Raw genomic sequence first — 23931 nt, 5'->3', positions numbered from 1 at the left:
GCTGTGGCGATGCTCACAAAAACGACTGACCGTCCCATAAGTGGAGCCGTCGAACCGCTCGCTGGCAATGGGCGGAACTGCCGTCTAAGACGCGCCCGCTCAGCCCCTCCCCAGGAGTGAAGAATGCGCATTGCGATGATTGGCACCGGCTATGTTGGGCTCGTATCCGGCGCCTGCCTTGCCGATTTTGGCCACGAAGTGACCTGCATCGACAAGGATTCGAAGAAGATCGAGGCGCTGAAGAATGGCATCATGCCGATATGGGAGCCGGGCCTCGAGTCCCTGGTGAAGGCCAATGTCGAGCGCGGGCGGCTCAACTTTACGACCGATCTTGCTGAAGGCGTCCAAGGAGCCGAGGCGGTCTTCATCGCTGTCGGAACTCCGGCGCGCCGCGGCGACGGCCACGCCGACCTGACTTACGTTTTCGAGGCGGTCCGGGAGCTTGCCAAAGTCCTGAAGGGTCCGGTCGTCGTCGTCACCAAGTCGACCGTTCCGGTTGGCACCGGCGACCGCATTACCGAGCTCCTGGCCGAGGAAGGCGCGCCCGCCGGCACGACGGTTGCGTCGAACCCCGAGTTCCTGCGCGAAGGAGCCGCGATCCGCGACTTCAAGATTCCGGACCGCATTGTCGTCGGTGCAGAGGACGAGAGGGCCCGCGAAGTGCTCCGCGAAATCTATCGTCCGTTGTTCCTGAACCAGGCGCCTTTGCTGTTCACCGGCCGCCGTACTTCCGAGCTGATCAAATATGCGGCGAACGCCTTCCTCGCGATGAAGATCAGCTTCATCAACGAGATGGCCAATCTCTGCGAAGCGGTGGATGCAGACGTGCACGATGTCGCGCGCGGCATTGGCCTCGACAACCGCATCGGACCAAAGTTCCTGCACCCCGGGCCTGGCTACGGTGGAAGCTGCTTTCCCAAGGATACGCTGGCGCTGCTACAGACGGCGGCAGATGCGGGTGTCGAGCAGCGCATTGTGAAGACGGTCGTCGAGGTGAATGACGATCGCAAGGCGAGCATGGCCGACCGGGTTGCCAAGGCCCTCGGTGGCAGCGCCAAGGGCAAGCGCATCGCCATCCTCGGGCTGGCATTCAAGCAGAACACCGACGACATGAGGGATGCGCCCTCGATCCCGCTGGTGACCAAACTCCTCGAAATGGGCGCAAGTATTTCAGCTTATGATCCGGTTGCTGCCGGAAATGCCCGCAAACTTTTGCCGGGCGCAGAATTCGCGAAGGACGCCTACGGGGCAGCGAAGGATGCCGATGCCCTCGTTGTCGTGACCGAGTGGGACGAGTTCCGCGGCCTTGATCTGGATCGCTTCGCCAAATCGATGCGGGGCAAGCTCATCGTGGATCTGCGCAACGTCTACAACCGTGCCGACGCGGAAGAAGCGGGCCTCTCTTACATTGGGCTCGGCCGCGGCCGGATCGATTAGTCGCGCGTCCTTGGCGCGATCTCATCCAGATGCACGAGCAAGTCGGCAGGGTCGTCGTAGACCCTGATGGCGCCCGACCGCTCCAGCTCGTCGCGGCCGTAGCCGCCTGACAGCAGTCCGATGCCAAGCGCCCCGCAACGGGCAGCGGCAATCATGTCCCAGATGCTGTCTCCGATAACGTATGAGCCGGTGGTCGTCGTCCCGAGCCGCCTTGCGGCTTCGACGAAAAGGTCGGGGTCCGGCTTGGCGTATTTTACCTGGTCGCGGGTGACGACGACCGCCTTGTCGGGGTCCACGCCGACGCTTTCGAGGTTGGACCGCGCGGTCTCCATCCGCCCGCTGGTCGCGATGGCCCACGGCAGTTCGAGGCGCGTCAGCTCCTTCAGAAGCTTCACCGCGCCGGGAAGCGGGGCGACATCCTCGGACAACTCGACGAACTTCTCCGCGTGGCGCTTGCGCAGGCGATCGATCGTTTCCTTGTCGATCTCCCGGCCGACCTCACGGAGGAGCTGGTGCGTGAACAGACCGCCGCTCATCCCGATTTTCCTGTGGATTCGCCAGACGGACAGCTCGATGCCTTCCTCGCGCAGTGCCAAATGCCAGGCGCGGACATGGTTGTAGACGCTGTCGACGAGCGTCCCGTCGAGGTCGAAGAGGAAGGCCGTGTTCATCGCTGTCCTACCGGGGGAGCGGTTTCCTTCATGATCAGGAAGATGGGCAAAACACACAGACTCACGAGGGCGATCATTGCTCCCGGCGCCATCTCCCAGCCTGTCCGCTCGACCAGCAATTGTGCGGCATAGGGCGTCAGGCCGCCGAAAATCGCGGTCGCCATCGTCGCGCCGAGAGCAAGGCCGGTAACTCGGGCCTCGCCGGGGAATTGCTCGGCGGTGGCCACCGCGCCAACAGCGCTGACGCCTCCGGCGAGCGAGGCGAGCACCAGGGCACCTGCCAGGGCCTGAAGATGGGACCCACTCGCCATCAGCGCGAACATGGTCGCGGGAAGAAGAGCGCTTCCAACTGCGAGCGAGATGAGAACCGGTTTTCGGCCGATGCGGTCGGACAGGATCCCGACGAGCGGCGTGACGAGAATCACCATCACAGCCGCGATCGTAGACAGCCAAAGCGACACTTTTTCGCTGAGCGCGCCCGCTGAAGTCATGAAGGCCGGCACATAGGTGATGCCGACGTAATAAGTGATTGACCCGAGCGCCGAGATTGCGAAGGCGCGGCCGATCGCTCCGCGATGATTGCCGAAGCTGTGGCGCAGGGGGCTTTCGGGGATGGTCCGCTCCCTGACCTGCCGATGGAACTCCGGTGACTCCTCCATGGTCGATCGGGCGATCCACACGGTTCCTGCGAGCGCCGCGCCCACGAAGAAGGGAATCCGCCAGCCCCAACTCGCGAGGTCCGCTTCGCTCATCGACGCGACGGTTAGCGCCGATACGCCGACGGCAAGCAACGCGCCGACCTCGCTTGCCGCCGAGGCGGAGGAGGCTATGAGGCCCCGCCGGTGCGGTGCAGCGCCTTCCAGCAGATAGGCGACGACGCCGGTATATTCTCCGCCGACCGAGAACCCCATCACGCAGCGGAGGAGGATCAGGAGCAACCCCGCGGCAGGACCGATCTGGGCGTAAGTTGGAAGTAAAGCGGTCGCGAGCATGGCCGCCGTCATGAGCGTGACCGACAGCAGGAGCATGTGCCGCCGGCCCCGGCGGTCGCCGATATGGCCGAAGAAGACCGCGCCGAGCGGCCGCATCAGATAGGCGATCGCGAACCCGCCTAGCGCGACCAGCAGCGATGCCTCGCCCGGCCCGAAAAAGACGCGCGCCAAAACGGTCGCGAAATAGAGGTAGAGCGTAAAATCATACCATTCGACGATTGTCGAAAAGGCGGCGATCGCGAGCGAGCCGCGAGAAACAGGTCGATGGCCGGTAGCATCGATCGATGGCACAAATTCACTCCGTTACCGGATGGAAACTAACTCAATTTAAACCACAATCTTCTAGGCTTCAGCGCGACTGGAGTAATGAGTGGCGAGCATTAGAAACCTGTTGAGGACGGGGAGCAGCTCTTCGCATGAAGAGTCGCGTCCGTCGAACTCACGGGCAGAAGGGCTGATCCAGGAATTCGAAAGTAGCGAGAAAGGCTGGTTCTGGGAGACCGGCCGCGAGGGTACTCTGTCCTACATCAGCGACAGCGTTGCCACTGCTCTCGGCCGGGAGCCCGCCGAGCTGATCGATCGGCCTTTCACAGATCTGATCTCGACGGAAACCGCGGACGGAAGCGCGACCTCCGAAAGGAGCCTCGGCTTCTACCTCCTGTCACACGTGGCGTTCCAGGACCTCATCGTCCGGGCGAAAACGAAGAATGAGATTTGGTGGTCGATTTCCGGCCGACCCGTCCACGACGAGGTCGGACGCTTCTTCGGCTACCGCGGCTTTGCATCCGACCTGACCAAGGTTCGGCAATCGGAAGTCGAGCTCGATCGGCTCGCCCGGCAGGATTCGCTGACTGGACTCGCGAACCGTGAAGCGCTGCGCCGGGCGCTGGACGATGCGCTGGTCGGAGCGGCCCGCCGCAAGCACCGTTGCTCCGTCTTCCTGCTCGACCTCGACCGGTTCAAGGCGGTGAACGATACGCTGGGCCATCCTGCGGGCGACACCCTGCTCCGGCTTGTGTCGCTCCGGCTTCGCGACGTCATCGGCAAGTTTGGGCAGGTCGGCCGACTCGGCGGCGACGAGTTCGAGGTGGTGCTTCCATCCACGTCGTCCAAGGAAGACCTGTCGCGGCTCGCCCAGGGGATCATCGACAGCCTCTCGCGCCCGTATACGATCAACGGGACCGCGGTTTCGATCGGCGCGTCGGTCGGGATCGTCACATCCGACTATGACGACCGCACGTCCGACGATTTGATGCGCGACGCCGACCTTGCACTGTACGCAGCCAAGGCCGCGGGCAAGGGATGTTTCCGCTTCTTCGCGCCGGAGATGCACGAAACGGCCCGCGAGCGGCAGCGGATGGAATCCGACCTGCGCGTCGCACTCGAGAAAGGCCAACTGAGGGTCGTCTTCCAGCCCAGCGTCGATGCATCGAGCGAGAAGGTGACCGGGTTCGAGGCCCTGATCCGCTGGGACCACCCCGAGCATGGAGCGGTTAGTCCGGCGCTGTTCATCCCGCTTGCTGAGGAAATCGGGCTCATCAACGAGATCGGCGAATGGGTGCTTCGGACCGCCTGCGCTGAGGCTACGAACTGGCCGCCACAGGTTTCGGTCGCGGTGAACATGTCCCCGTCCAATTCAAGCTGCCGTCGCTTCCCTCGACTGTGCGGGCGGTGCTCAACGAGACCGGGTTGGCCGCGAAACGGCTGGAGCTCGAGATCACCGAAGGCGTGTTCCTAAGCAACGACGAGCACGTCCATGAGATGATCCACAATCTGAAGAAGATCGGCGTGAAGCTCGCGCTGGACGACTTCGGCACGGGCTATTCGTCGCTCAGCTATTTGCTTCGGGTTCCGTTCGACAAGATCAAGATCGACCAGTCCTTCGTTCGCGGTGCCTCGGGCCCGAAAGCCGGAACGCGGCGCTGATCAAAGCGATGGTGGGCCTCGCGGCCGACCTGCAAATGGAGACGACGGCCGAAGGCGTCGAGACGCAGGAAGAGTTGATGCTGATCCGCAATCTCGGCTGCTCGCTCATCCAGGGCTATTATTTCGGCAAGCCGATGCCGGCTGAAGAGGCTGCGGAGCTTGCGGCGAAAGGCGCTGCTACCCGACCGGATGCCCATCTGATCCAGCGCGAACCGCGCATCCGCATCATTCGCGCGGCATTGCTTCACTATCATGGTCGAGTGAAGGGCGCGCGACTGCGAAACATCTCCAGCGGAGGCGCCCTGGTCGAGTGCCGCGACGAGGTCGAGGTCGGTACGGACATCGGGCTCGATTTCGGCGCCGGCGGCGTAATCGCCGGAAAGATCGTGTGGGCGAAGGGTACGCAGTTCGGTGTGCAGTTCGCCGAAAAGTTCGACCTCAAGCTTCTCCAGGTCGCCGCGGCTCCCTTGCCGAAAGGCGCGAAGGTCATGCGACCGAACTATCTCAGCGGCGACTCCTCGCAAGCAGGCTGATTGTCAGCCGCTTGTTAAACCGCAGTCCTGCCGTAAACTCGTAAGGCCGACGTTGCGCGGGGGATGCGGTGCCCGGGTCAGATGCGGACATTTTCGTATCCTATAAGGCCGAGGACCGCGCTCGGCTGGCGCCGCTCGTCAAATCACTTGAAAGCGAAGGTCTGAGCGTCTGGTGGGACGCCGACATCGGCGGTGGTAGCAGCTGGCGGCAGGAAATCCAGGAGCAGCTGGAAGCCGCGAAGTGCGTCATCGTTGCGTGGAGCAGGCGGTCGGTCGGCCCGGAAGGCGAATTCGTCCGCGACGAAGCGGAGCGGGCGAGGCGGCGGGGCACCTATCTCCCCGTCTGTATCGACGACGTCGCCCCGCCGCTCGGGTTCGGTGAAGTCCAGGCCATTAAGATCAAGGGCTGGAAAGGCGACCCGGCCGACCGGCGGTACCAAGCAGTGCTTGCGGCTACGCGCGGGATTATTGCCGGTGAGCGGCCTCGAGGGCCAGCGTCTACGCACCGGCCGGTTGTCGGCAGGCGCGCTCTCGTGGTTGGCGGCGCAGCGGCGACCCTAGCGTTAGCATCCGGAACCTGGTTCGTGTTTGGCAGGCGAAGCGCCGGCGAATCCAACAGCATTGCCGTGCTCCCGTTTGCCAATCTCAGCGGCGATCCGGACCAAGCCTATTTTTCGGACGGCATTGCGGAAGAGCTTCGCAGCGCCCTGTCCCGCATTCCCGGGCTCAAGGTGATCGCACGCACCTCTTCGGAGCTGGTTCGCGATGTCGACGCTAGGGCCGCTGCGAGCACGCTGGGAGTGGGGGACATTGTCACTGGAAGCGTGAGACGGTCGTCCGAGATGATCCGTATCACCGCTCAGCTCGTCGACGGGGGAGACGGCAGCGAACGCTGGTCGCAGGTCTATGACAGGCCGATCGGGGACACGCTCCGGATCCAGACCGAAATCGCCAATCAGGTCGCGCAAGCGCTTAGTCTGACGCTCGCGGAGGACGGTGTCGGTGAACTTTCCGTCGGTGGAAGCGCCAACCAGAAGGCGCACGACCTGTTCCTCCAGGCTGAGGCGGTCCTCCAATCCAGCCCCAATGTGGGAACGTTCCGCCGGGCAATCACACTCTATGACGCCGCTATCCAAAACGATCCGAACTACGCAAAGGCCTACGCCCGAAAGGCCGTGGTGCTCACGGAGCTTACCGGCTCCGAATCAAATTTTGCCGACTGGGATAAGGGATTCGCCGACGCCGAGGCGTTCGCGAGGCGGGCAATCCAGCTCGCTCCGAACCTTACGAACGGGCATTCGGCGTTGGCCTTCGTACGCTGGTATCGCCTCGATTTTCGAGGAGCGCTGGCGGAATTCCGAAGAGCCAATTCTCTCCCCGGCGCTGATGGGGAGTCCTTGGCGAATTATGTGTTCTTCCTCGGGGCTCTCGGATTTAGCGCGGAAGCGCGAGACCTCGCCGACAGGTTCATCGCTCTCGATCCGCTCAATCCGCGAGCTCATGGCACCAAGGCGCGGATGCTGTTCTACGCTCATCGCTACAACGATGCCCTCAAAGCGGCGCAGATTGCTTTGAAGTTGGTTCCCGATCGAGAGCCGACCATCTCCGTCATGGGCGACTCGCTTTTGCTTCTCGGCAGGCTCGACGAGGCCGAGGCGGCCTATTCCCGATTGCCGCCCGACGATCTCTACGGACTGGCCAGCAGGGCAATCGCCGCGGAGCGGGGTGGCGATCATGCGGCCTCGACGATGCTCTTGGAAAAAGCGAGGCGGCTCTACGGCTTGTCGGCGATCTATCAGATCGCGGAAGTTCATGCGCAGCGCGGAGAAATGTCAGAGGCTTTCGCGGCTCTCGACGAGGCGCTGCGTGTACGAGATCCCGGGCTGACGGGCTTGCGCAAGGACCCGTTCATGGACCCGATCCGCAACGATCCGCGATATGCGTCTTTGATCGCGAAATTGAACTTTCCGTAGTCGCGCAGGTCGGCGACCGTCATTGGGCGTGAGGGCCGATCTTTCCGGTCAGGGTCCTAGCCTTCTCAAGGTGCTCGGAAACGGTCGGGATTAGCCCTGCGGCGAACTCCTTGAGCGCGGGATTGTCGCCTGACGCCGCGTAATTCTTAAGCTTGGTCAGGGTCTGGTCGTGGCCGTGCGCCAGCGCCGCCAGATAGGCCGCGTCGAAGATATAGCCCTTCTTCGATTTCATGTCCTCGAGGGTGGCCTGCTGGGCGGTGCTCAGCTGATCGTCGATGACGATGCCGGACGGGTCCTTCGCGACAATGGCTTTCAGCTTGGCAGTCGAGGCGGTGTGAGCCGCGATCAGCTGCTTGGCGAAATCCATCACCTGCGCCGAAGCTGCCGAGCTGGGGACGAGCTTCGACGTCTCGATTTCGAACCGGTCGCTGGCGGCGACTGTGTTGACGAAACCCTGGGCGCCGGACGCGGCGACGGGAGCGCTGTCGTTGGCGGAAGCGACTTCATTTGCCGCCGTTGCGTCGTTCGCTTCGGCTGTGGTCGCTGTCTCGCTCTGACCGCAGGCGGCAAGCGCAAAAGGCAAAGCGCCTGCCAAAACGAGTGCTCCGAAACGCATTCCAATCTCCATCCTTTTTGTGCCGGCAAAACGTGCAGCAGTGCCGCCCGTTCCTGTCATCACAAGGAGGTATGCAACTGCAATTGCAGCCAAGAAGAACACGCCAATTAAAATACGCTTGGCAATTATGAATTTCTTCGCTGACGCTAGCTGTATTAGCTAAGCATCAATCTCCTCTTCATCCACCGCGCTCGCTCGCGACTGGATGAACTTGAAGCGTTCCGCCGGGTCCTTGCCCATCAGGCGTTCGACCAGGTCCTTGACCGGCTGCCGATCCTCATAGGCTGACGGGAGCGTCACCTTCAGCATGGACCGCGTCTTCGGGTCCATGGTGGTTTCCTTGAGCTGGTTCGGGTTCATCTCGCCGAGGCCCTTGAAGCGGCTGACCTCGACCTTCTTGCCCTTGAACTCGGTCGCTTCGAGCTCGGCGCGGTGGGCGTCGTCGCGGGCGTAAAGCGTCTTCGCTCCGGCGGTCAGGCGGTAGAGCGGCGGCTGGGCGAGAAAGAGGTGGCCGCGGCGGACCAGCTCCGGCATTTCCTGGAAGAAGAAGGTCATCAGCAAGGTCGCGATGTGGGCGCCGTCTACGTCCGCGTCGGTCATGATGATGATCTTTTCGTAGCGCAGCGAATCCTCGTCGAACTTGTCGCGGTTGCCGCAGCCCAGAGCGAGGTTGAGGTCGGCGATTTCCGTATTGGCGCGGATCTTGTCGGCGGTAGCGCTGGCGACGTTGAGGATCTTGCCGCGGATGGGGAGGATCGCCTGCGTCTTGCGGTCGCGCGCCTGCTTAGCCGAGCCGCCGGCGCTGTCGCCTTCGACGATAAACAATTCGGTGCCTTCGGGATCGTCGGACGAGCAGTCGGTGAGCTTGCCGGGGAGGCGGAGCTTGCGGGCGCTGGTCGCGGTCTTGCGTTTGACCTCGCGCTCTGCGCGGCGGCGGAGGCGCTCCTCCATCCGCTCGAGGATCGAGCCGAGAAGAGCGCGGCCGCGGTCCATATTGTCGGCGAGGTAATGGTCGAAATGGTCGCGGACCGCATTCTCGACGAAACGCGCGGCCTCGAGGCTGGTGAGGCGGTCCTTGGTCTGGCTCTGGAAGTGCGGGTTGCGGATGAACACCGACAGCATCAGCTCGACGCCGTTGAAGACGTCGTCGGCTGTAATCTCCTTCGCCTTCTTGTTGCCGACCAGCTCTCCGAAGGCGCGCAGGCCCTTAGTCAAAGCGGCGCGAAGGCCCGCTTCGTGCGTGCCGCCGTCGGGCGTGGGGATGGTGTTGCAGTAATAGCTTTCGGAGCCGTCCGAATAGAGCGGCCAGGCGACCGCCCATTCGGCGCTGCCCTGCGACGCGCCGTCGGCTGCGGGGAAGTCCTGCTTGCCGACGAAGGGCTGGTTGGTGACGGCGGGGCGGTCGCCGATCTGCTGCGCGAGACTGTCGGCGAGGCCGCCGGGGAACTGGAAGGTAGCGCTTTCGGGGACGTCGGCGGAGGCGAGCGACGGGTCGCAGCGCCAGCGGATCTCGACGCCCGCGAAGAGATAGGCCTTGGAGCGGACGAGGCGGAGGAGGCGGCCGGGGTCGAAGTTGGACTCGGCGCCGAAGATCTCCGGGTCGGGGGTGAAGGTGACGGTGGTGCCGCGCCTGTTGGGGCAGCGCCGACCTCTGCGAGCGGGGAGGTGGCGACGCCCCTGGAGAAGGCCTGGCGGTAGAGTTTCTTGTCTCGGGCAACCTCGATGATCGTCTCGGTCGAGAGCGCGTTGACGACGCTGACGCCGACGCCGTGGAGGCCGCCGGAGGTGCTGTACGCCTTGCCCTCGAACTTACCGCCCGAGTGGAGGGTGGTCATGATGACCTCGAGCGCGGACTTGCCCGGATACTTCGGGTGCGGGTCGACGGGAATGCCGCGGCCGTTGTCGAAGACGGTCAGGCGGTTGCCCGGCTCGAGCGTGACCTCGATGCGGCTGGCGTGACCGGCGACCGCCTCGTCCATCGCATTGTCGATGACCTCGGCGGCGAGGTGGTGGAGCGCCCGGGCGTCGGTGCCGCCGATGTACATGCCGGGGCGGCGGCGGACGGGCTCCAGGCCCTCAAGGACCTCGATCGAGGAAGCGTCGTAGCTTTCAGGTGAGGGCGCAGCGGCGGGGGAAGCGAACAGGTCTGCCATGATGTGGGAACAGCTATAGGGCGCGGATTCAAGCCGTGCCAAGCTTGCGACTAGGTGTTTTCCACAGGCTTGAAATTGGAAAGGGCGTTTCCAAATCCACTGTGCCGGGCGCCACACGGGTCCGGTGACGGGGCCGAGGCCTCATGCCCAAGCCCGCCTTGTTGCTCAAATTGGAGGACAAGACATGCGTAGTGCTTTCGACTTTGCGCCGTTCCGGCGTTCCACCGTCGGCTTCGACCGGCTGTTTGACATGCTCGAGAACAGCAGCGCCAGCCAGACCCAGGAGAACTATCCCCCGTTCGACCTGATCAAGCTTGGCGACAACGAGTATCGCATCGAGCTGGCCGTCGCTGGCTTCAAGCCCGAAGAGATCGACATCACTGCCCAGCAGAACGTGCTGCTCGTCAGCGGCAAGAAGAGCGAGGAGTCGGAGAACCGCGGCCAGGACTATGTGTATCGCGGGATTGCGACGCGCTCGTTCGAGCGGCGTTTCGCGCTCGCCGACCATATCCAGGTGCGCGGTGCGGACCTGAAGGACGGCCTGCTAGCAATCGAGCTGGTGCGTGAGATCCCCGAGGCGATGAAGCCGCGGAAGATCGACATCGGCGGTGCCGAGGGCAAGCAGTCTGCAATCGAGGGCGGTGAGAAGCCTGCTTCGAAGCAGACAGTGGATGCCGAGGCTGAGCACGCGTAAGGCATTGGCTTAGCGAAAAGAAAAGGCCCCGGAGCGTGATCGCGCTCCGGGGCCTTCCTTTTTGCGTCGGCGGGGGGTGTCGAGGGGAGAGCCGACGCGGGGAGTTACCAGATCCGGGTCTCGGCGATCTCCATCTCGCCGACCACGGTAATCAACGCTTCGACCAGATCGTCGGCGGTGCAGTTCGCCCGGCGATCACCGCCGAATGAGACGCCCAGCACGCGCTCGCCCTGCCAATCACCGAGACCGACGGATTTCCACCCGCGCGATTTGAGCCGGGCGTGGATCTCCTTGGTCCTGGCGCCGAAGGTAACGGTGACGATGTCCGGCATCAGGTCGTGAAGCATCGTTGTTCCGCCGATCCCGGCGCAGGTCTCCGCGAACCGGCTCGCGGCCGAGGAATGCGGCAGCGACGGCGAAGTGCGCGGGCGCGGTGAAATACGATGCCGCTCGTGGCGTCGGTTGGGCCGATCGAGGAACTGGCGGTTCGTGCGTTCGATGAGTGCGTGGAGCATGGAGTTTCCCGGGCGCGAGCGCTCAGCCTTTCTTTGCTGTGACTTTGAGGAAGGTGGCGGGCACTTCCGTGCTGTCGCCGCCGCGGTTCTGGGACTCGAACAGGGCCATGAGCTCGGCCTCCAGCTGATCGGCTCGGCCAGCCTTCGAGGCCGCTTCGAAGGCGTTCATGGTCGGACCGTAATAGTCGCGGAAGGTCGCCAGCAGCTCGCGCGGCGGTCCCGGCAGACGGAAGAGCCATGTCACCCGCTCGAAACCGACGTTCTCCGGCTTGATTCCTGCGGTCTCAAAGCGCTCGCGGACCTGGTTTTCGTCGCCCCAGGTCATCGGCGAAACGAAGCCCTCGGGCGGGGGTGGAGTGTAGGCGGCGCTGATCTTCAGGATCTGAGCGACGAGCGTCGGGTCGCCGGGGATCCAGTTGCCCATGACGATGCGGCCGCCGGGCTTGGTGACGCGGACCATCTCCTTGGCCACGTCGAACGGCCGAGGGGCGAACATCGCACCGAAGATGCTGACGACCAGGTCGTACTTGTCGGAATCGATGCCCTCGAGGTTCGACGCATCGCCTTCGCGGAAGTGAAGGTTGGTGAGGCCGGCCGAGGCAGCGCGCTTATTGCCTGCAGCAACGAGGTTGGCCGCAATGTCGACGCCGGTGACGGTTGCGCCGAGCTTCGCGGCCGGAAGGGCGGTCGTTCCGTCGCCGCAGCCGAGGTCCAGCACGTTCATGCTCGGCGTGATGCCGAGCGTGCTCACGAGCTCCTCGCCGCTCTGCCGCATCGTGTCGGCGATGCGGGTGAAGTCGCCCTTTTCCCAAAGGGCCTTGTTCGGATTGATCTTATCGATAACCAGGTCTGACATTCTCACACCCCTTATTGAGTGGCGCCGCGCCCGGAGACGCGGCGCCGTATCGTGCGTCAGCCGACGCTGAGCGTTCCGTTCAATTTGATCGGACGGCTCATGTTGAAGTAGTTGGGCGACGTCTTCATGACCGTCTGGTGGATCTCCTCGAAATCCGCGGCCGATCCGTCACCCTTGATGACGACTTCGTAGTCGACGTGCTCGTAGCCCGGGGGCACCGCGTCGCTGAGGCCGAGGAAGCCGCGCAGGTCGAGTTGACCCTTGGTGCGGATCTCGAGCGATTCCAGCGTGATTCCCTTGAGCGACGCACCGGCGACGTAACCAACGGTGATGCAGGCATTGAACGCCGCCATCAGCAGTTCCTGCGGGTTCGGGGCGGTGTCGGCGCCGAGCAGCTCGTACGGCTCGTCGGCAACGATCTTGTGGCTGCGCTCGACGCGCTCGCCGCCGATGTCGAAGCCGGTCACGGTCGTCTCGCTGCGCGTCTGGCCTTTCCAGCGGGTGACGACGTCAAAGCCGACGATGCCCTTTGACGAGTCCTTCTCGATCGCTTCGACGACTTCGCCGAGGGCTTCGAGGTCGAGCCCGTTCACGGGCGCATTCTTTACGGTGTCCAACATTCACATTCTCCTTTGGGTTCATCGGGTTCAGGCGAAGACGGGAGCGGCTTCCGCCATGCGGGCCGCGGCGTTCGCCGAGATGTTCAGAAGCGTCGCCTTGAAGCGCTCGTGGACCATGCCGGAACCGATGTAGGTCCAGCGTGCGGCCTGGTGCTGCTGCTCCTCAATCTCCGCGCGGTCCTCGAGCTTGCGGCCGATCACCTTCTCGAGCGCGTCTAGATTGTAGGCGGCCTGGGCTTTCAGTCCGTTGTCGAGGAACCCCCGATCTCGAAGAACTCGTCGATTGCGGCGTCGATCTCCTCCTCGGTACGGCCTTCCGCAAGAGCGTCGACGATCAGGGTGTCGAGCTTCGCGTGCTGGGCTTCTTCGACCCAGTGATTCTTCATCAGGCTCTTGAACAGCGGGTCGATGTCGCCATCGTCCTTGATGCTGCCCAGGTAGTGCTGCTGGGTCATCCACTCGATCATCAGAATGACGAGACCGACCGCGAGCGGGTCGTGGCGGAGCACTTCCGCGCCGATCGCCTCGGACGGACCGATCATTTCGCATTCGACCGGGAAGCCCCGTGCGAACGCCGCATGATAGCGCTTGAACAGGTGGATGTGCTTCGCTTCCTCGCTCGCGAAGTTGAGGATCGCGCGGACGCGCCAGTCGTCGTTGAGCAAGTGCGGACGAGCATGATCGAGCAGGAACGGAAGGATGAATTCCTCGACCACCCCGAAGATCGTCAGATACTGGTGGGCCGAGATCTGGTTCAGGACCTTTTGCTCGAAAGCATTCAGGCTGCTGATCGCGCCGGTGCGAGCCAGGCTCTCCGGCATGAAGTTACGGCTGAAATCCAGCTCCTGGTCTTCCCGAAGGACGTCGTCGAGCTGCCACTGGGCCCTAAGCGACGATGAGAGCGTCGCTTCATAGTTGAAGTCGTGATACATGATATTCCCTTGGTTTGACTTAAGCGTGTACAATCGCGGGCATCACCGCAGTCGCAACTGCAGAGACCCCGGAAACAACGGCGAAGAAGAGCACCACTGCTCTTCGCGCACGTATATCCCTTTCAATACTTGGCATTTCAGATCCCCTTGATTTTTCTAGGTACAAGAAGCCACGTCTTCGGAAGCAATGCTTTCCGAACCAACTGGACGGGCTTTCAACTCGATGATGCGGTCTCTACACTTGCGACTCGTTTGCAAACATGACCGGCTTGCCGGATAACTTGACTGAAACGCCGCATACGTATGCGCCGCGGAGCTATCGATGGACGTTCTGGACGATATCCTGAGCTCGCTTCGCCTCAGAGGGGGCGTGGTCGTCGACGGGGAGTTCAGTGGAGACTTTTGCGTCGCCGCCGAGTTCACCCCCGGGCATTTCGAGCCCTTCTTCCCGGTGCCCGACAAGCTCATCAGCTATCACTATGTTCGCTCGGGCAAGCTGATCGTCGAAGTCGAGGGCATGGCTCCGGTGACACTTGAAGCGGGCTCCGTCGCCATCATTCCGCGAAATGAACCTCATAGGTTGGCGAGCAGGGCCGGCCTTCCCCCGACGGACGCGAACGAAATTAGCAAGATTACGGCCGATGGGGTCCACCGGGTCTCGACCGGGACCGACGGTGCGAAGGCCGAAGTGTGGTGCGGCTTCCTCGAGGCCGCGAACAGCAGCGACCATCCCCTTCTCGATGCTCTTCCACCGCTCCTGACCCTAAAGATCGTTGGGGGGAGGCCGAATGGCTCGACACGTCGATGCGCTTCCTGGCCGAGCAGAAACCATCTTCGGAAGTCGTGGCGAAACTTGCCGAGCTATTCCTGACGCAGGCCGTCCGGGAATATGTCGATCACCTGCCGTTCGGCGCGAGCGGCTGGCTTCGCGGACTGACGGACCCGGCAGTGACCAAGGCGCTGTCGATTATCCACAGCCGCTACGCCGAGGACCTTGATGTCGAAAGCCTCGCGCGCGAGGCGGGCGTTTCGCGAACCGTCCTGGGCGAGAAGTTCGCCGAGCTGATCGGCGAGCCTCCAATGCGTTACTGCGCGCGGTGGCGGATGCGCATGGCCGCGAACATGCTTCGGGACGGCAAGCAGAACGCATCGAACGTGGCCTATTCAGTCGGCTTCAATTCGGAAGCCGCGTTCACCCGTGCCTTCAAGCGCGAATACGGAGTGCCTCCAGCGACCTGGCGCCGCCAGTTTGAGGAAGACGCGAAGTCGCGCGGCGAGGCCCAGCGCATTGGCCTTCCGAAGCAGCTCGTCCGTCATGCGATGGCCAAAGATGGCACCCGCCTGGCCTATTCGGTGATGGGCGAGGGGCCGCCGCTGGTGAAAGCGGCCAACTGGCTCAATCACCTCGAGCATGATTGGAAGAGCCCGGTCTGGAAGCACTGGCTCCACGAGTTCACGCGCGGCCATACTTTGATCCGCTACGATGAGCGCGCGAACGGCCTGTCCGACTGGGATACGCCGGAAATCTCTTTTGACGCCTTCGTCGACGACCTCGAATGCGTGGTCGAGACGACCGGCCTCGAAAGCTTCGACCTGCTTGCCATCAGCCAGGGCGCCGCCGTGGCGATCGCCTATGCGGTCCGCCATCCGGAGAAGGTGCGCCGGCTGCTGATTCTCGGCGGCTATTCGGCAGGGTGGGCGGCGCGCGGTGATCCCGGGGAGATCGCCCGGCGCGAGGCGCTACTCAAGCTGACGGAGGTCGGCTGGGGCTCGGACCACCCGACCTACCGTCAGGTCTTCACGAGCCTCTACATTCCGGAAGGTACGCCGGAGCAGATCAAGTGGTGGAACGAGATGCAGCGGGTCAGCTGCTCGCCGGAGAATGCTGTGAAGCTGCAGCGTGCGCTGTCGCTGATCGACGTCCGCGACCTATTGCCGAAAGTCACGGTCCCGACCCTGATCTTCCATTCGCGGGACGACCAGGTCGTGCCGTTCACCGCAGGCGAATATTTGGCCCAGCACATCCCGGGCGCGACCTTCATCCCGATCGACGGCGAGAATCACCTCCTTCTGGAGAAGGAGCCAGGGTGGCACGAGTTCGTGAAGCACGCTCGGCAGTTCCTGAAGTCCGAGGGCGAGGGGAGCGATGCCGTGATCGCGGAGGCGAAGACGGCGGAGCAGAATGAGGTCTGCACTTCCTCGGATGGCGCGAAGATCGCATGGTCCAGCGTGGGCGATGGCTTCCCCATGGCCATGCCCGCGGTCTGGTTTCATCAGGTTGAGAAGGACTTTGCTGCTCCGACCTGGAGCCACTGGATGGAAGAGGCGTTGCGCGGGCGGCGCCTGATCCGGTCGGATATGCGCGGCGTCGGCCTGTCGGACCCGGATCCGCAGCGCTGGGACTTCGAGTCGCTACTTGAGGACTTCATCGCCGTCGTGGACGACGCGGAGTTGGAGACGTTCGACATCTTCGGGATGTCCCATGGCGTTCTCGTCGCGATCGCATTCGCAGCGCGCTTTCCGGAGCGGGTCCGGAGGATGGTCCTGGTCGGGGGCTATGCCGAAGGCTTCGGAGTACGGGCTGATCCCGAGGAGATCCAGCGGCGTGAGACCCTGCTCAATCTCGGTCGCGGCTATGCGCCGAGCGACCGGGTTTCGTTCGCTCGTATGCTCGGCGCGCTCTACTGGCCCGACGCGAGCAACGAGATGATGGACTGGTTCGTGGACCGCCTCGGAACGATCAGCGTGCTGAGCGAGCAATTGCAGGACGTCTTCAGGACCATCGACCTGCGACCCCTACTGGCGAAGATCGAGGCGCCGACCTTGATCATGCACAGCCGCGGGGACCGGATCATCCCGCCAAGCTGCTCCGAGACGCTGGCAGCGCAGATCCGGAAATCGGAGCTGGTGATGATCGATTCCGAAAACCACATCCCTCTCGAGCACGACAAGGGATGGCCGGCAGCACGCGCGGCGCTTCGAACTTTCCTGAAAGCTCAAGAGCGCGCCCTCGCGGACGCGCGCTAGGCTTTAGCGGACGCGGGGGCCGCCGAACGGAAGCGGTGGCGGCGGGCGACGGTCGCGGCGCGGAAGCTGCGCCTGGTAGGCCACTCCGCAATGCTCGACGCAATACGGGAAGCCTGGGTTCGAGGCGTTGCCGCAGAAGTGGAAGTCGGGCTCGCCGGGGTGACCCATCGGCCACTTGCAGATGCGGTCGTTGAGATCGAGCAGGCTCGTCTTGTCGGCGACCTCGGGGCTCGGCTTGGCTGGAACGAGCCGGCGCGGTGGAGCGGGCGGAATCGGCGCCTGCTGGTCGCCTGGGCCCTGGCGGATAAAGCCGCCCGGACCGATCGAGCGGTACTGAATATTGTCGGACTGGGCGCGCTGGCGCTGCGGCGCCGGATGAGCGGGCGCTGCCTGCTCGGGCGCGGCGGCAGCCGCTGCCGGGCGAGGCGCGGGACGCTCGGCCGGAGCGGGCTTCGGCGTTGGCGCGGCGGCGGCGGGACTGCGATGCTCTTTCTCTTCGCCCGGCTTCACGGGCGACGGACGGGCTTCGAGGCCGAGGCGATGCGCCTTGCCGATGACCGCGTTGCGGCTGACGCCCCCAAGCTCGTCGGCGATCTGGCTGGCGGTCGCGCCTTCCGTCCACATCGCCTTCAGGCGCTCAATCCGCTCTTCAGTCCACGACATCTAAATGCTTCTCCAATGCCGCTCGGCTTGCCGCGACAAGCGCCAACCGATAGGCGCACCCGCGTGACCACTCCGAGCGAGCAATCTCCAATCTGGGTTCAAACGCCACCAGGAGAGCCGATATTGCACGGCGTCAACTGGGGCGGGCTCAAGACCCTTTATATCAAGGAGGTGCGCCGGTTCTTCAAGGTCCAGATGCAGACGGTCTGGGCGCCGGCCATCACGACGCTTCTTTACCTGGCGATTTTCACGGTGGCATTGGGCCGCGGCGGACGTACCGTGATGGGAGTCAACTTCGCCGATTTCATCGCTCCGGGCCTGATCGTCATGGCGATGATCCAGAACGCCTTCGCCAATGCTAGCTTCTCGCTGCTGGTCGGCAAGATGCAGGGGAACATCGTCGACTATCTGATGCCGCCGCTATCGACCGGCGAGCTGATTGCGGGACTCGTGGGAGCGGCGGTGACGAGGGCTTTCCTGGTCGGCTGCGCGGTCTGGCTGGCGATGCTTTTGTGGCCCGGCGTTCACGTTGGCGTCGAGCATCCGCTGTGGGCCTTCTGGTTTGGCCTGATGGGCGCGCTGCTGCTCAGCTTCCTCGGCCTCCTCACATCGCTGTGGGCCGACAAGTTCGATCATGCGGCAGCGGTGACGAATTTCGTGGTGACCCCATTGTCGTTGCTGTCCGGCACTTTCTATTCGGTCGAGCAACTCGCGCCCTCGTTCCGGGCGATCAGCCACGCCAACCCGTTCTTCTACGTGATCTCGGGATTCCGGTACGGGTTTCTTGGGATCAGCGATTCGCCGATCGTGATTGGAGCGACAGCACTTCTCGCGGTGAACGTTGCGCTTTGGGCTCTCTGCTATTCGCTCCTGAAGCGCGGCTGGAAAATCAAGCAGTAGGCCCTACGAGCCGGTCTTCGTGAACCGCACGTCATCGAGGTAGATCACGCCACGTTTCGCGGTTGCGGTCGTATCCTCGATGACGAGGACAAGTTCCTTGAGCTTCCTGGGGTTTGCCATCCCTTCGAAATCTTTCAGGGGGATGGTGATGTCCTGCCACTGATCGGTGATGCCGCGCACGTAATAGTGACTGCCCACGTCCATGGCGTCCTTGAGTTCGACCTTGAAGACTTTGGTGTAACCCATGCCGGCATCGCCTTTGACTCGAAGTGCCAGCGTATCGAACTTCGCCGCATCGAGATTCTGCAGCCGCATCCACAAGCCACCGAAGGCGGGCTTGTCCGAATCCACGCTGTAGATGATCCGCAATGCGTTCCCGTTGGCGCCGCGATCGAATGATTCGATGCAGCCCTGCATGGGATCGCCAGGATCCTTGATCCAGCAGCCGAATTCACCGCCGAGATTGTTCGGTTTGTGGCCCGAATCGAAGTCCGCGACCATCAGCTCGGTAGATGCTGCGGACACATTGCCCGCCGCCATGCTGATAATGGAAAGCGAGAGAATTGAGCGGCTGAGAGAGACCAGGACCGTTCTCCACGCAGGGAGTTCGACCTTACAATACCGCCTAGGCCTCGTTTACGAAATTGAACGGCTGATAACTGACGCGTTCAGGGTGCGGGCAACAGCAATGGCCCAGAAGATGCGCATTCAACGCTCAGTAGGAGAGCCACAATGCGTAAAGTTCTTTTCACGGTTGCTGCAGCCGCCTCGGCTCTCGCATTCGCCGCGCCGGCTTCGGCTCAGAACTACCCGGGCCAATACTATCCGGGTCAGCAGGCGCCGTACGGTAATGCCTATGGCTACAACAATTACGGGCATGTCCGCAGCCTGCAGGCGCATATCGACCAGGTTCAGCGGCAGATCAGCCGTCTCGACCAGCGCAATATCCTGAGCGAACGCGAAGCCTATCGCCTTCGCAATGAGTCGCGCGATATCGAGCGCCAGCTTCGATACATGGCCCGCAACGGCCTGAACCCGAACGAGGCGAATTCGATCAACTATCGAATCAACCGCCTTGAGCAGCGAGTTGCGTACGAAGCTCGCGATGGCAATCGTTGGGGTCGGAATGACCGGCGTGACAACTGGTCGGATCGCGACCGTGACGGTCGGAATGACCGGTGGGAAGACGACGGTGGTTACCGCCACGACTAAGCGTCTTCGCTAGGTCCAAACGAGAGGCGCGCCCGGCAGTCCCCGGCGCGCCTTTTCCTTTGTCGGCCGTCTGGCTATAGCGCCGAGCCGGTAATCAGCCGTATCCCACAGACCACAGAAGGACCCGCCCGAGATGGCCATCACTCCGCTCATGCCCGTTTATCCTCGTTGCGAGGTGAGGCCGGTTCGAGGCGAAGGCGTCTATCTCTACGGCGAGAATGGCGAGAAATATCTCGACTTCGCCTCGGGCATCGCGGTGAACCTTCTCGGCCACGGTCATCCGCACCTGACCGAGGCGATCCAGAAGCAGGCCGCGACGCTGATGCACGTGTCGAACCTGTACGGCAGCCCGCAAGGCGAGGCGTTCGCGCAGCGGCTGGTCGACCTGACCTTCGCCGACACTGTCTTCTTCACCAACTCCGGCGCGGAAGCCGTCGAGTGCGCGATTAAGACGGCGCGCCGCTACCATCATGCCAAGGGCAATCCGCACAAGCACGACCTGATCACCTTCTCGAACGCCTTCCATGGGCGGACGATGGCGACGATCAGCGCGACCAATCAGGAGAAGCTTCGCGACGGTTTCGCGCCGCTGCTTCCGGGCTTTAAGGTCGTCGAGTTCGACAATCTCGACGCAGCGCTGGCCGCGGTCGACGAGAATACGGCGGGCTTCCTGCTTGAGCCGGTCCAGGGCGAGGGGGGCATCCGTCCGGCCAGCCACGAGTTCATTGCCGGCCTTCGCGCCGTTTGCGACGAGAAGGACCTGATGCTGGTGTTCGACGAGGTGCAGTGCGGCGTCGCCCGTACCGGCACGCTCTATGCCTACGAGCAGTATGGCGTGGAGCCGGACATCATGGCGTCGGCCAAGGGCATTGGCGGCGGCTTCCCGCTCGGCGCCTGCCTCGCAACCGAGAAGGCCGCCAGCGGCATGGTCATCGGTACGCACGGATCGACCTACGGCGGTAACCCGCTGGCGATGGCGGCGGGGCAGGCCGTGTTCGACGTGGTCGCCAACGAGGAATTCCTCGCGAACGTCCGCCAGATGGGCGAGCGCCTGCGCTCCGCGCTCGAGCAGATGATCCCCAACCACGATCACATCTTCGAGAGCGTCCGCGGCAAGGGCCTGATGCTCGGGATCAAGATGAAGACGGACAGCCGCGCCTTCGTGAATTGGCTTCGCGGCCAGGGCCTGCTGACGGTCGCCGCCGGCGACAATGTCATGCGCGTCCTTCCGCCGCTGGTCATCGACGAGGGCCATATCAAGGAATTCGTCGAAGGCCTGTCCGCGGCCGCAGCGCAATATGAGGTTCCTGCCGCGGCTGCCTGAGCAGTTGGAAGGCGGCCAACCGGCTCCTATCTAGGCGTCATGCCCGCAGAAAAACTGTCCCTTGACGTCGCGATCGGCGTCACGATCCCGGCGCGTGACGCCCGTGGCCGCGCTGCGCGCATCGGGCCTGTGCTCGATGAGATTCTGGCCAACCACAATTATCCGCCGGTCGTCGAGCGACTGCTTGCCGAGGCGCTGACGCTGACCGCGCTGCTCGGTACCCTGTTGAAGGATCCGCAGGGACAGATGACGCTCCAGGCGCAAACGGAGAATGGCGCAATCGACCTTCTGGTCTGCGATTATCTCGGTGGAGAGCTTCGCGGGTACGTCCGACACGACCCGGAGCGGCTTGCCGACGCGGGCCCGAATCCGTCGCTATTTGCCCTGTTCGGGAAGGGCTATCTCGCAATCACGTTCGACCAGCCGCTCAGCAACGAGCGTTACCAGGGTATCGTGCCGCTCGAGGGCGACAGCCTGGCTCACGCGGCGCAGAGCTACTTCGCCCAGTCGGAGCAGATTCCGAGCCTGGTGAGGCTCAACGCCGAGAAGCACGATGGGAAGTGGATTGCCGGTGGAATCCTCTTCCAGCACCTGCCGGAAGGCGAGGAGGGGCGCGAGCGAATCCACACGCAGCTCGACCATCCGGACTGGCCGCACGTCGCGATTCTCGCCGGTTCGGTGAAGGAGGGGAACTGGTCGATCCCGATCTTCCTCTCGACGACCTCATCTGGCGGCTGTTCCACGAGGAGGCCGAGGTCCGCACCTACACGCCCGTGCACCTGCGAAAGGGCTGCCGGTGCGATCCGGACTATGTGCGTTCAGTGATCGCGCGCTTCCCGGAAGAGGAGCGCGAAGCGATGGTCGGGCCGGACGGGTTCATCACGGTGGACTGCGCGTTTTGCTCGCAGAGCTTCCCGATCACGTTGGAAGATGTGTCCTGAGCCATTGAACCGTCTCCCTCTTGTTAATGGTTTCGTGCTAAATGGTGCACGATGAAGCGACCTTTGAGAACGACAGTCCGAGTGGCGGGGGCAGCATTGGCGCTCCTCGGCCTGGCGGCTGCCGTTCGTCCGACGATCTTCAGCCAGACGACCGGCGGCTTATGGGAAGTCAGCCGTGGTAACGAATTCCGTCGCAGCGTCTGCGTTCCCGACCCCGTCGTCCTGGCCCAGTTCGAGCATCTGCGTGCGAATTGCGCGCGCGACATCGTCCGCGATCAACAGCGCCGCGCCGAGATCCATTACACGTGCGCGGGTGGCGCTTTTGGACAATCGACCGTCGACCTGATCACTCCGCGCGCATTGCGGATCGAAACCCAGGGAATTTCCGGCAACGCGCCGTTCCACTACGTGCTCCAGGCACGAAGAGTTGGGAATTGCTGAGAAAATTCCCGGTTCATTAAGCAAGGGTTTAACCAGCATGAGGTAGGAAAGGGTTGTGCCGGATTCGGCACGCTTTCCTCCCAAACGGGCTTTGTCCCGGAACTGGGCCGCTCACCACCGGTGGGCGGCCCTTCTTTTGTCGCCGATCACCGCCTAGATGCGCGGCCATGGCGGCAACGCAGATAGGCCATGGACGAAAAGCGGTCGTGCTCCTTTCGGGGGGCTCGATTCCATGGTTTGCGCCGCGCTGGCGCGGGAGCAGGGCTATTCGGTCCTCGCGCTGACGGTCGACTACAACCAGCGCCATCGCGTCGAGCTCGAGGCGGCGAGGCGAATCGCCTCCGCGCTGGCCGATCGGCACATCGTTCTTCCGCTGGATTTGCGCGCCTTTGGCGGCTCGGCCCTGACCAGCGACGAATCCGTTCCCAAGGACGGCGTGCAGCCCGGGATACCCGTGACCTACGTGCCGGCCCGCAATCTCATCTTCCTGAGCCTCGCGCTGGGCTGGGGCGAGGCCGAAGGCTCACGCGACCTGTTCATCGGCGTCAATGCGCTCGACTATTCCGGCTATCCCGACTGCCGGCCGGAGTTCATCGAGGGATTCGAGGCGCTCGCGCGGCTTGCGACCAAGGCGGGTACCGAAGGACGCGAGTTCACGATTCACGCCCCGCTACAGCATATGACCAAGGCCGACATTGCGCGCGAAGCACAAAGGCTCGGGCTCGACGCCGCGCTAAGCCATAGCTGCTACGATCCCTTGCCGGATGGCAGCCATTGCGGACTTTGCGACGCGTGTCGGTTGCGGGCGAAAGGCTTTGCCGAGGCCGGGATCACCGACCCAACGCGTTACGCGGCGGTCACGGACGAAGCCTGATGGCGTACGCAGTCAAGGAATGCTTCCTCACCCTCCAGGGCGAGGGGGTCCAATCGGGCAGTCGGGCAGTCTTTCTGCGGTTCGCCGGGTGCAATCTGTGGTCGGGTCGCGAGCAGGATCGCGCGACGGCCCCATGCCATTTCTGCGACACGGATTTCGTCGGCACGGACGGTGAGGGGGCGGCAAGTTCGCCGACGCCGATTCGCTGGCGGAGCGGGCGCTGGCCACATGGGGTGCGGAGGAAGGGGCGCGGCTGGTGGTGATCACCGGCGGCGAACCGATGCTCCAGCTCGACCCGGCCCTCATCGACGCCCTGCACGATCGCGGCTTCCGAATTGCCGTCGAAAGCAATGGAACGCTGCCCGCCGTCGAGGGCATCGACTGGCTGTGCATCAGCCCGAAGGCCGGGACCGATGTCGTTCAGCGCAGCGGCGATGAGTTGAAGCTGGTCTGGCCCCAGGAGGGCGTGGATCCGGCGGAATTCGAAAGCTGGAACTTCGCCAACTTCCTCATTCAACCGATGGATTGCGAGGCGCGCGAACAGGCGCTCGATGCGGCGATCCGACTGGTGATGGATCGCCCCAAATGGCGCCTTTCATTGCAGTCGCACAAACTGATCGGCCTGCCTTAG

General features: G+C 63.4%; 20 protein-coding genes and 5 pseudogenes. 14 read left to right on the top strand and 11 right to left on the bottom strand.

The window, feature by feature from the left end; translation table 11 throughout:
- Positions 1-123: 123 nt before the first annotated feature.
- Entirely contained in the window at positions 124-1437 is a 1314-nt protein-coding gene (locus tag H9L14_RS08230) for a UDP-glucose dehydrogenase family protein (RefSeq protein WP_187707725.1), read from the top strand.
- Here H9L14_RS08230 and H9L14_RS08225 read toward each other — a convergent pair.
- Both H9L14_RS08225 and H9L14_RS08220 read right to left on the bottom strand, forming a co-directional pair.
- Positions 1434-2108: an HAD family hydrolase gene (locus H9L14_RS08225; RefSeq protein ID WP_187707724.1), complete on the bottom strand. Its 675-nt coding sequence runs from the start codon at positions 2106-2108 to the stop codon at positions 1434-1436. The two genes, H9L14_RS08230 and H9L14_RS08225, sit on opposite strands and share 4 nt — an antisense overlap.
- Positions 2105-3382 (bottom strand): MFS transporter, encoded by a 1278-nt coding sequence (locus H9L14_RS08220; RefSeq protein ID WP_222949978.1) that lies wholly within the window; start codon positions 3380-3382, stop codon positions 2105-2107. Before H9L14_RS08220 ends, H9L14_RS08225 begins: the two co-directional genes overlap by 4 nt.
- An 88-nt stretch (positions 3383-3470) precedes the next feature.
- On the opposite strand from H9L14_RS08220, the pseudogene H9L14_RS08215 reads away from it, so the two are divergent.
- From H9L14_RS08215 to H9L14_RS08200, 3 genes and pseudogenes are all read left to right on the top strand, one after another.
- Positions 3471-5026, top strand: a pseudogene (locus H9L14_RS08215) (putative bifunctional diguanylate cyclase/phosphodiesterase).
- Between the two features lie 35 nt (positions 5027-5061).
- A complete protein-coding gene (locus H9L14_RS08205) occupies positions 5062-5559 on the top strand; it encodes a PilZ domain-containing protein (protein ID WP_246443991.1) in 498 nt (165 codons plus the stop codon).
- A 68-nt stretch (positions 5560-5627) separates the two neighbouring features.
- Positions 5628-7532 (top strand): TIR domain-containing protein, encoded by a 1905-nt coding sequence (locus tag H9L14_RS08200; RefSeq protein WP_187707719.1) that lies wholly within the window; start codon positions 5628-5630, stop codon positions 7530-7532.
- A 19-nt stretch (positions 7533-7551) separates the two neighbouring features.
- Here the strand turns inward: H9L14_RS08200 and H9L14_RS08195 are convergent, their stop codons facing one another.
- Positions 7552-8208, bottom strand: coding sequence for a DUF4142 domain-containing protein (locus tag H9L14_RS08195; protein ID WP_246443987.1), 657 nt, complete (start codon positions 8206-8208; stop codon positions 7552-7554).
- A 99-nt stretch (positions 8209-8307) separates the two neighbouring features.
- A pseudogene (gene parE / locus H9L14_RS08190) lies at positions 8308-10304 on the bottom strand (DNA topoisomerase IV subunit B).
- A gap of 181 nt (positions 10305-10485) precedes the next feature.
- Between parE and H9L14_RS08185 the strand changes: the two are divergent.
- A complete protein-coding gene (locus H9L14_RS08185) occupies positions 10486-10995 on the top strand; it encodes an Hsp20 family protein (protein WP_187707717.1) in 510 nt (169 codons plus the stop codon).
- Between the two features lie 104 nt (positions 10996-11099).
- Here H9L14_RS08185 and H9L14_RS15065 read toward each other — a convergent pair whose 3' ends face one another.
- From H9L14_RS15065 to H9L14_RS08160, 5 genes are read right to left on the bottom strand one after another with little or no spacing between them, the layout of a single operon-like run.
- Positions 11100-11510: a hypothetical protein gene (locus tag H9L14_RS15065; RefSeq protein WP_222949791.1), complete on the bottom strand. Its 411-nt coding sequence runs from the start codon at positions 11508-11510 to the stop codon at positions 11100-11102.
- Positions 11511-11532: 22 nt separating this feature from the next.
- On the bottom strand, positions 11533-12366 hold the full coding sequence (locus H9L14_RS08175; protein WP_246443986.1) for a class I SAM-dependent methyltransferase: 834 nt from the start codon (positions 12364-12366) through the stop codon (positions 11533-11535).
- A 56-nt stretch (positions 12367-12422) separates the two neighbouring features.
- Positions 12423-12986 (bottom strand): OsmC family protein, encoded by a 564-nt coding sequence (locus H9L14_RS08170; RefSeq protein WP_187707715.1) that lies wholly within the window; start codon positions 12984-12986, stop codon positions 12423-12425.
- Positions 12987-13013: 27 nt separating this feature from the next.
- Positions 13014-13187 carry a hypothetical protein gene (locus tag H9L14_RS08165; RefSeq protein WP_187707714.1) on the bottom strand — a complete coding sequence of 58 codons (174 nt, stop codon included), beginning with the start codon at positions 13185-13187 and terminating at the stop codon, positions 13014-13016.
- A 38-nt stretch (positions 13188-13225) separates the two neighbouring features.
- A complete protein-coding gene (locus H9L14_RS08160; protein ID WP_187707713.1) occupies positions 13226-13918 on the bottom strand; it encodes a diiron oxygenase in 693 nt (230 codons plus the stop codon).
- Positions 13919-14240: 322 nt separating this feature from the next.
- Between H9L14_RS08160 and H9L14_RS08155 the strand changes: the two genes are divergently transcribed.
- Both H9L14_RS08155 and H9L14_RS08150 read left to right on the top strand, forming a co-directional pair.
- The gene (locus H9L14_RS08155; protein ID WP_187707712.1) at positions 14241-14789 is read left to right on the top strand and encodes a cupin domain-containing protein; all 549 of its coding nucleotides are present in this window, start codon (positions 14241-14243) and stop codon (positions 14787-14789) included.
- Positions 14723-16945 (top strand): alpha/beta fold hydrolase, encoded by a 2223-nt coding sequence (locus tag H9L14_RS08150; protein ID WP_187707711.1) that lies wholly within the window; start codon positions 14723-14725, stop codon positions 16943-16945. The genes H9L14_RS08155 and H9L14_RS08150 overlap by 67 nt, the downstream gene beginning before the upstream one ends.
- 3 nt (positions 16946-16948) lie before the next feature.
- Here the strand turns inward: H9L14_RS08150 and H9L14_RS08145 are convergent, their stop codons facing one another.
- On the bottom strand, positions 16949-17608 hold the full coding sequence (locus H9L14_RS08145; protein WP_187707710.1) for a GcrA family cell cycle regulator: 660 nt from the start codon (positions 17606-17608) through the stop codon (positions 16949-16951).
- Positions 17609-17623: 15 nt separating this feature from the next.
- Here H9L14_RS08145 and H9L14_RS08140 point away from each other — a divergent pair, with 15 nt between their 5' ends.
- Entirely contained in the window at positions 17624-18508 is an 885-nt protein-coding gene (locus tag H9L14_RS08140) for an ABC transporter permease (RefSeq protein ID WP_187707709.1), read from the top strand.
- 3 nt (positions 18509-18511) lie between these two features.
- Here H9L14_RS08140 and H9L14_RS08135 read toward each other — a convergent pair whose 3' ends face one another.
- Complete coding sequence (locus H9L14_RS08135) at positions 18512-19048, bottom strand: carbohydrate binding domain-containing protein (RefSeq protein WP_187707708.1); 537 nt, start codon at positions 19046-19048, stop codon at positions 18512-18514.
- A 192-nt stretch (positions 19049-19240) separates the two neighbouring features.
- Between H9L14_RS08135 and H9L14_RS08130 the strand changes: the two genes are divergently transcribed.
- From H9L14_RS08130 to queE, 6 genes and pseudogenes are all read left to right on the top strand, one after another.
- Positions 19241-19720, top strand: coding sequence for a hypothetical protein (locus H9L14_RS08130; protein WP_187707707.1), 480 nt, complete (start codon positions 19241-19243; stop codon positions 19718-19720).
- A gap of 133 nt (positions 19721-19853) precedes the next feature.
- Entirely contained in the window at positions 19854-21044 is a 1191-nt protein-coding gene (locus H9L14_RS08125; protein WP_187707706.1) for an aspartate aminotransferase family protein, read from the top strand.
- 39 nt (positions 21045-21083) lie between these two features.
- Positions 21084-21985: pseudogene (gene hslO, locus H9L14_RS08120) on the top strand (Hsp33 family molecular chaperone HslO).
- A gap of 96 nt (positions 21986-22081) precedes the next feature.
- Positions 22082-22426: a hypothetical protein gene (locus H9L14_RS08115; RefSeq protein ID WP_222949790.1), complete on the top strand. Its 345-nt coding sequence runs from the start codon at positions 22082-22084 to the stop codon at positions 22424-22426.
- A gap of 167 nt (positions 22427-22593) precedes the next feature.
- Positions 22594-23300 (top strand): annotated as a pseudogene (gene queC / locus H9L14_RS08110) (7-cyano-7-deazaguanine synthase QueC).
- Positions 23300-23931 (top strand): annotated as a pseudogene (gene queE, locus H9L14_RS08105) (7-carboxy-7-deazaguanine synthase). Before queC ends, queE begins: the two co-directional pseudogenes overlap by 1 nt.

The organism is Sphingomonas sediminicola (genome assembly GCF_014489515.1).
In the GTDB taxonomy this organism is placed as follows: domain Bacteria; phylum Pseudomonadota; class Alphaproteobacteria; order Sphingomonadales; family Sphingomonadaceae; genus Sphingomicrobium; species Sphingomicrobium sediminicola.
The sequence above is the reverse complement of the archived record's forward strand: the minus strand, read 5'-3'. Positions and strand labels throughout refer to the sequence as shown.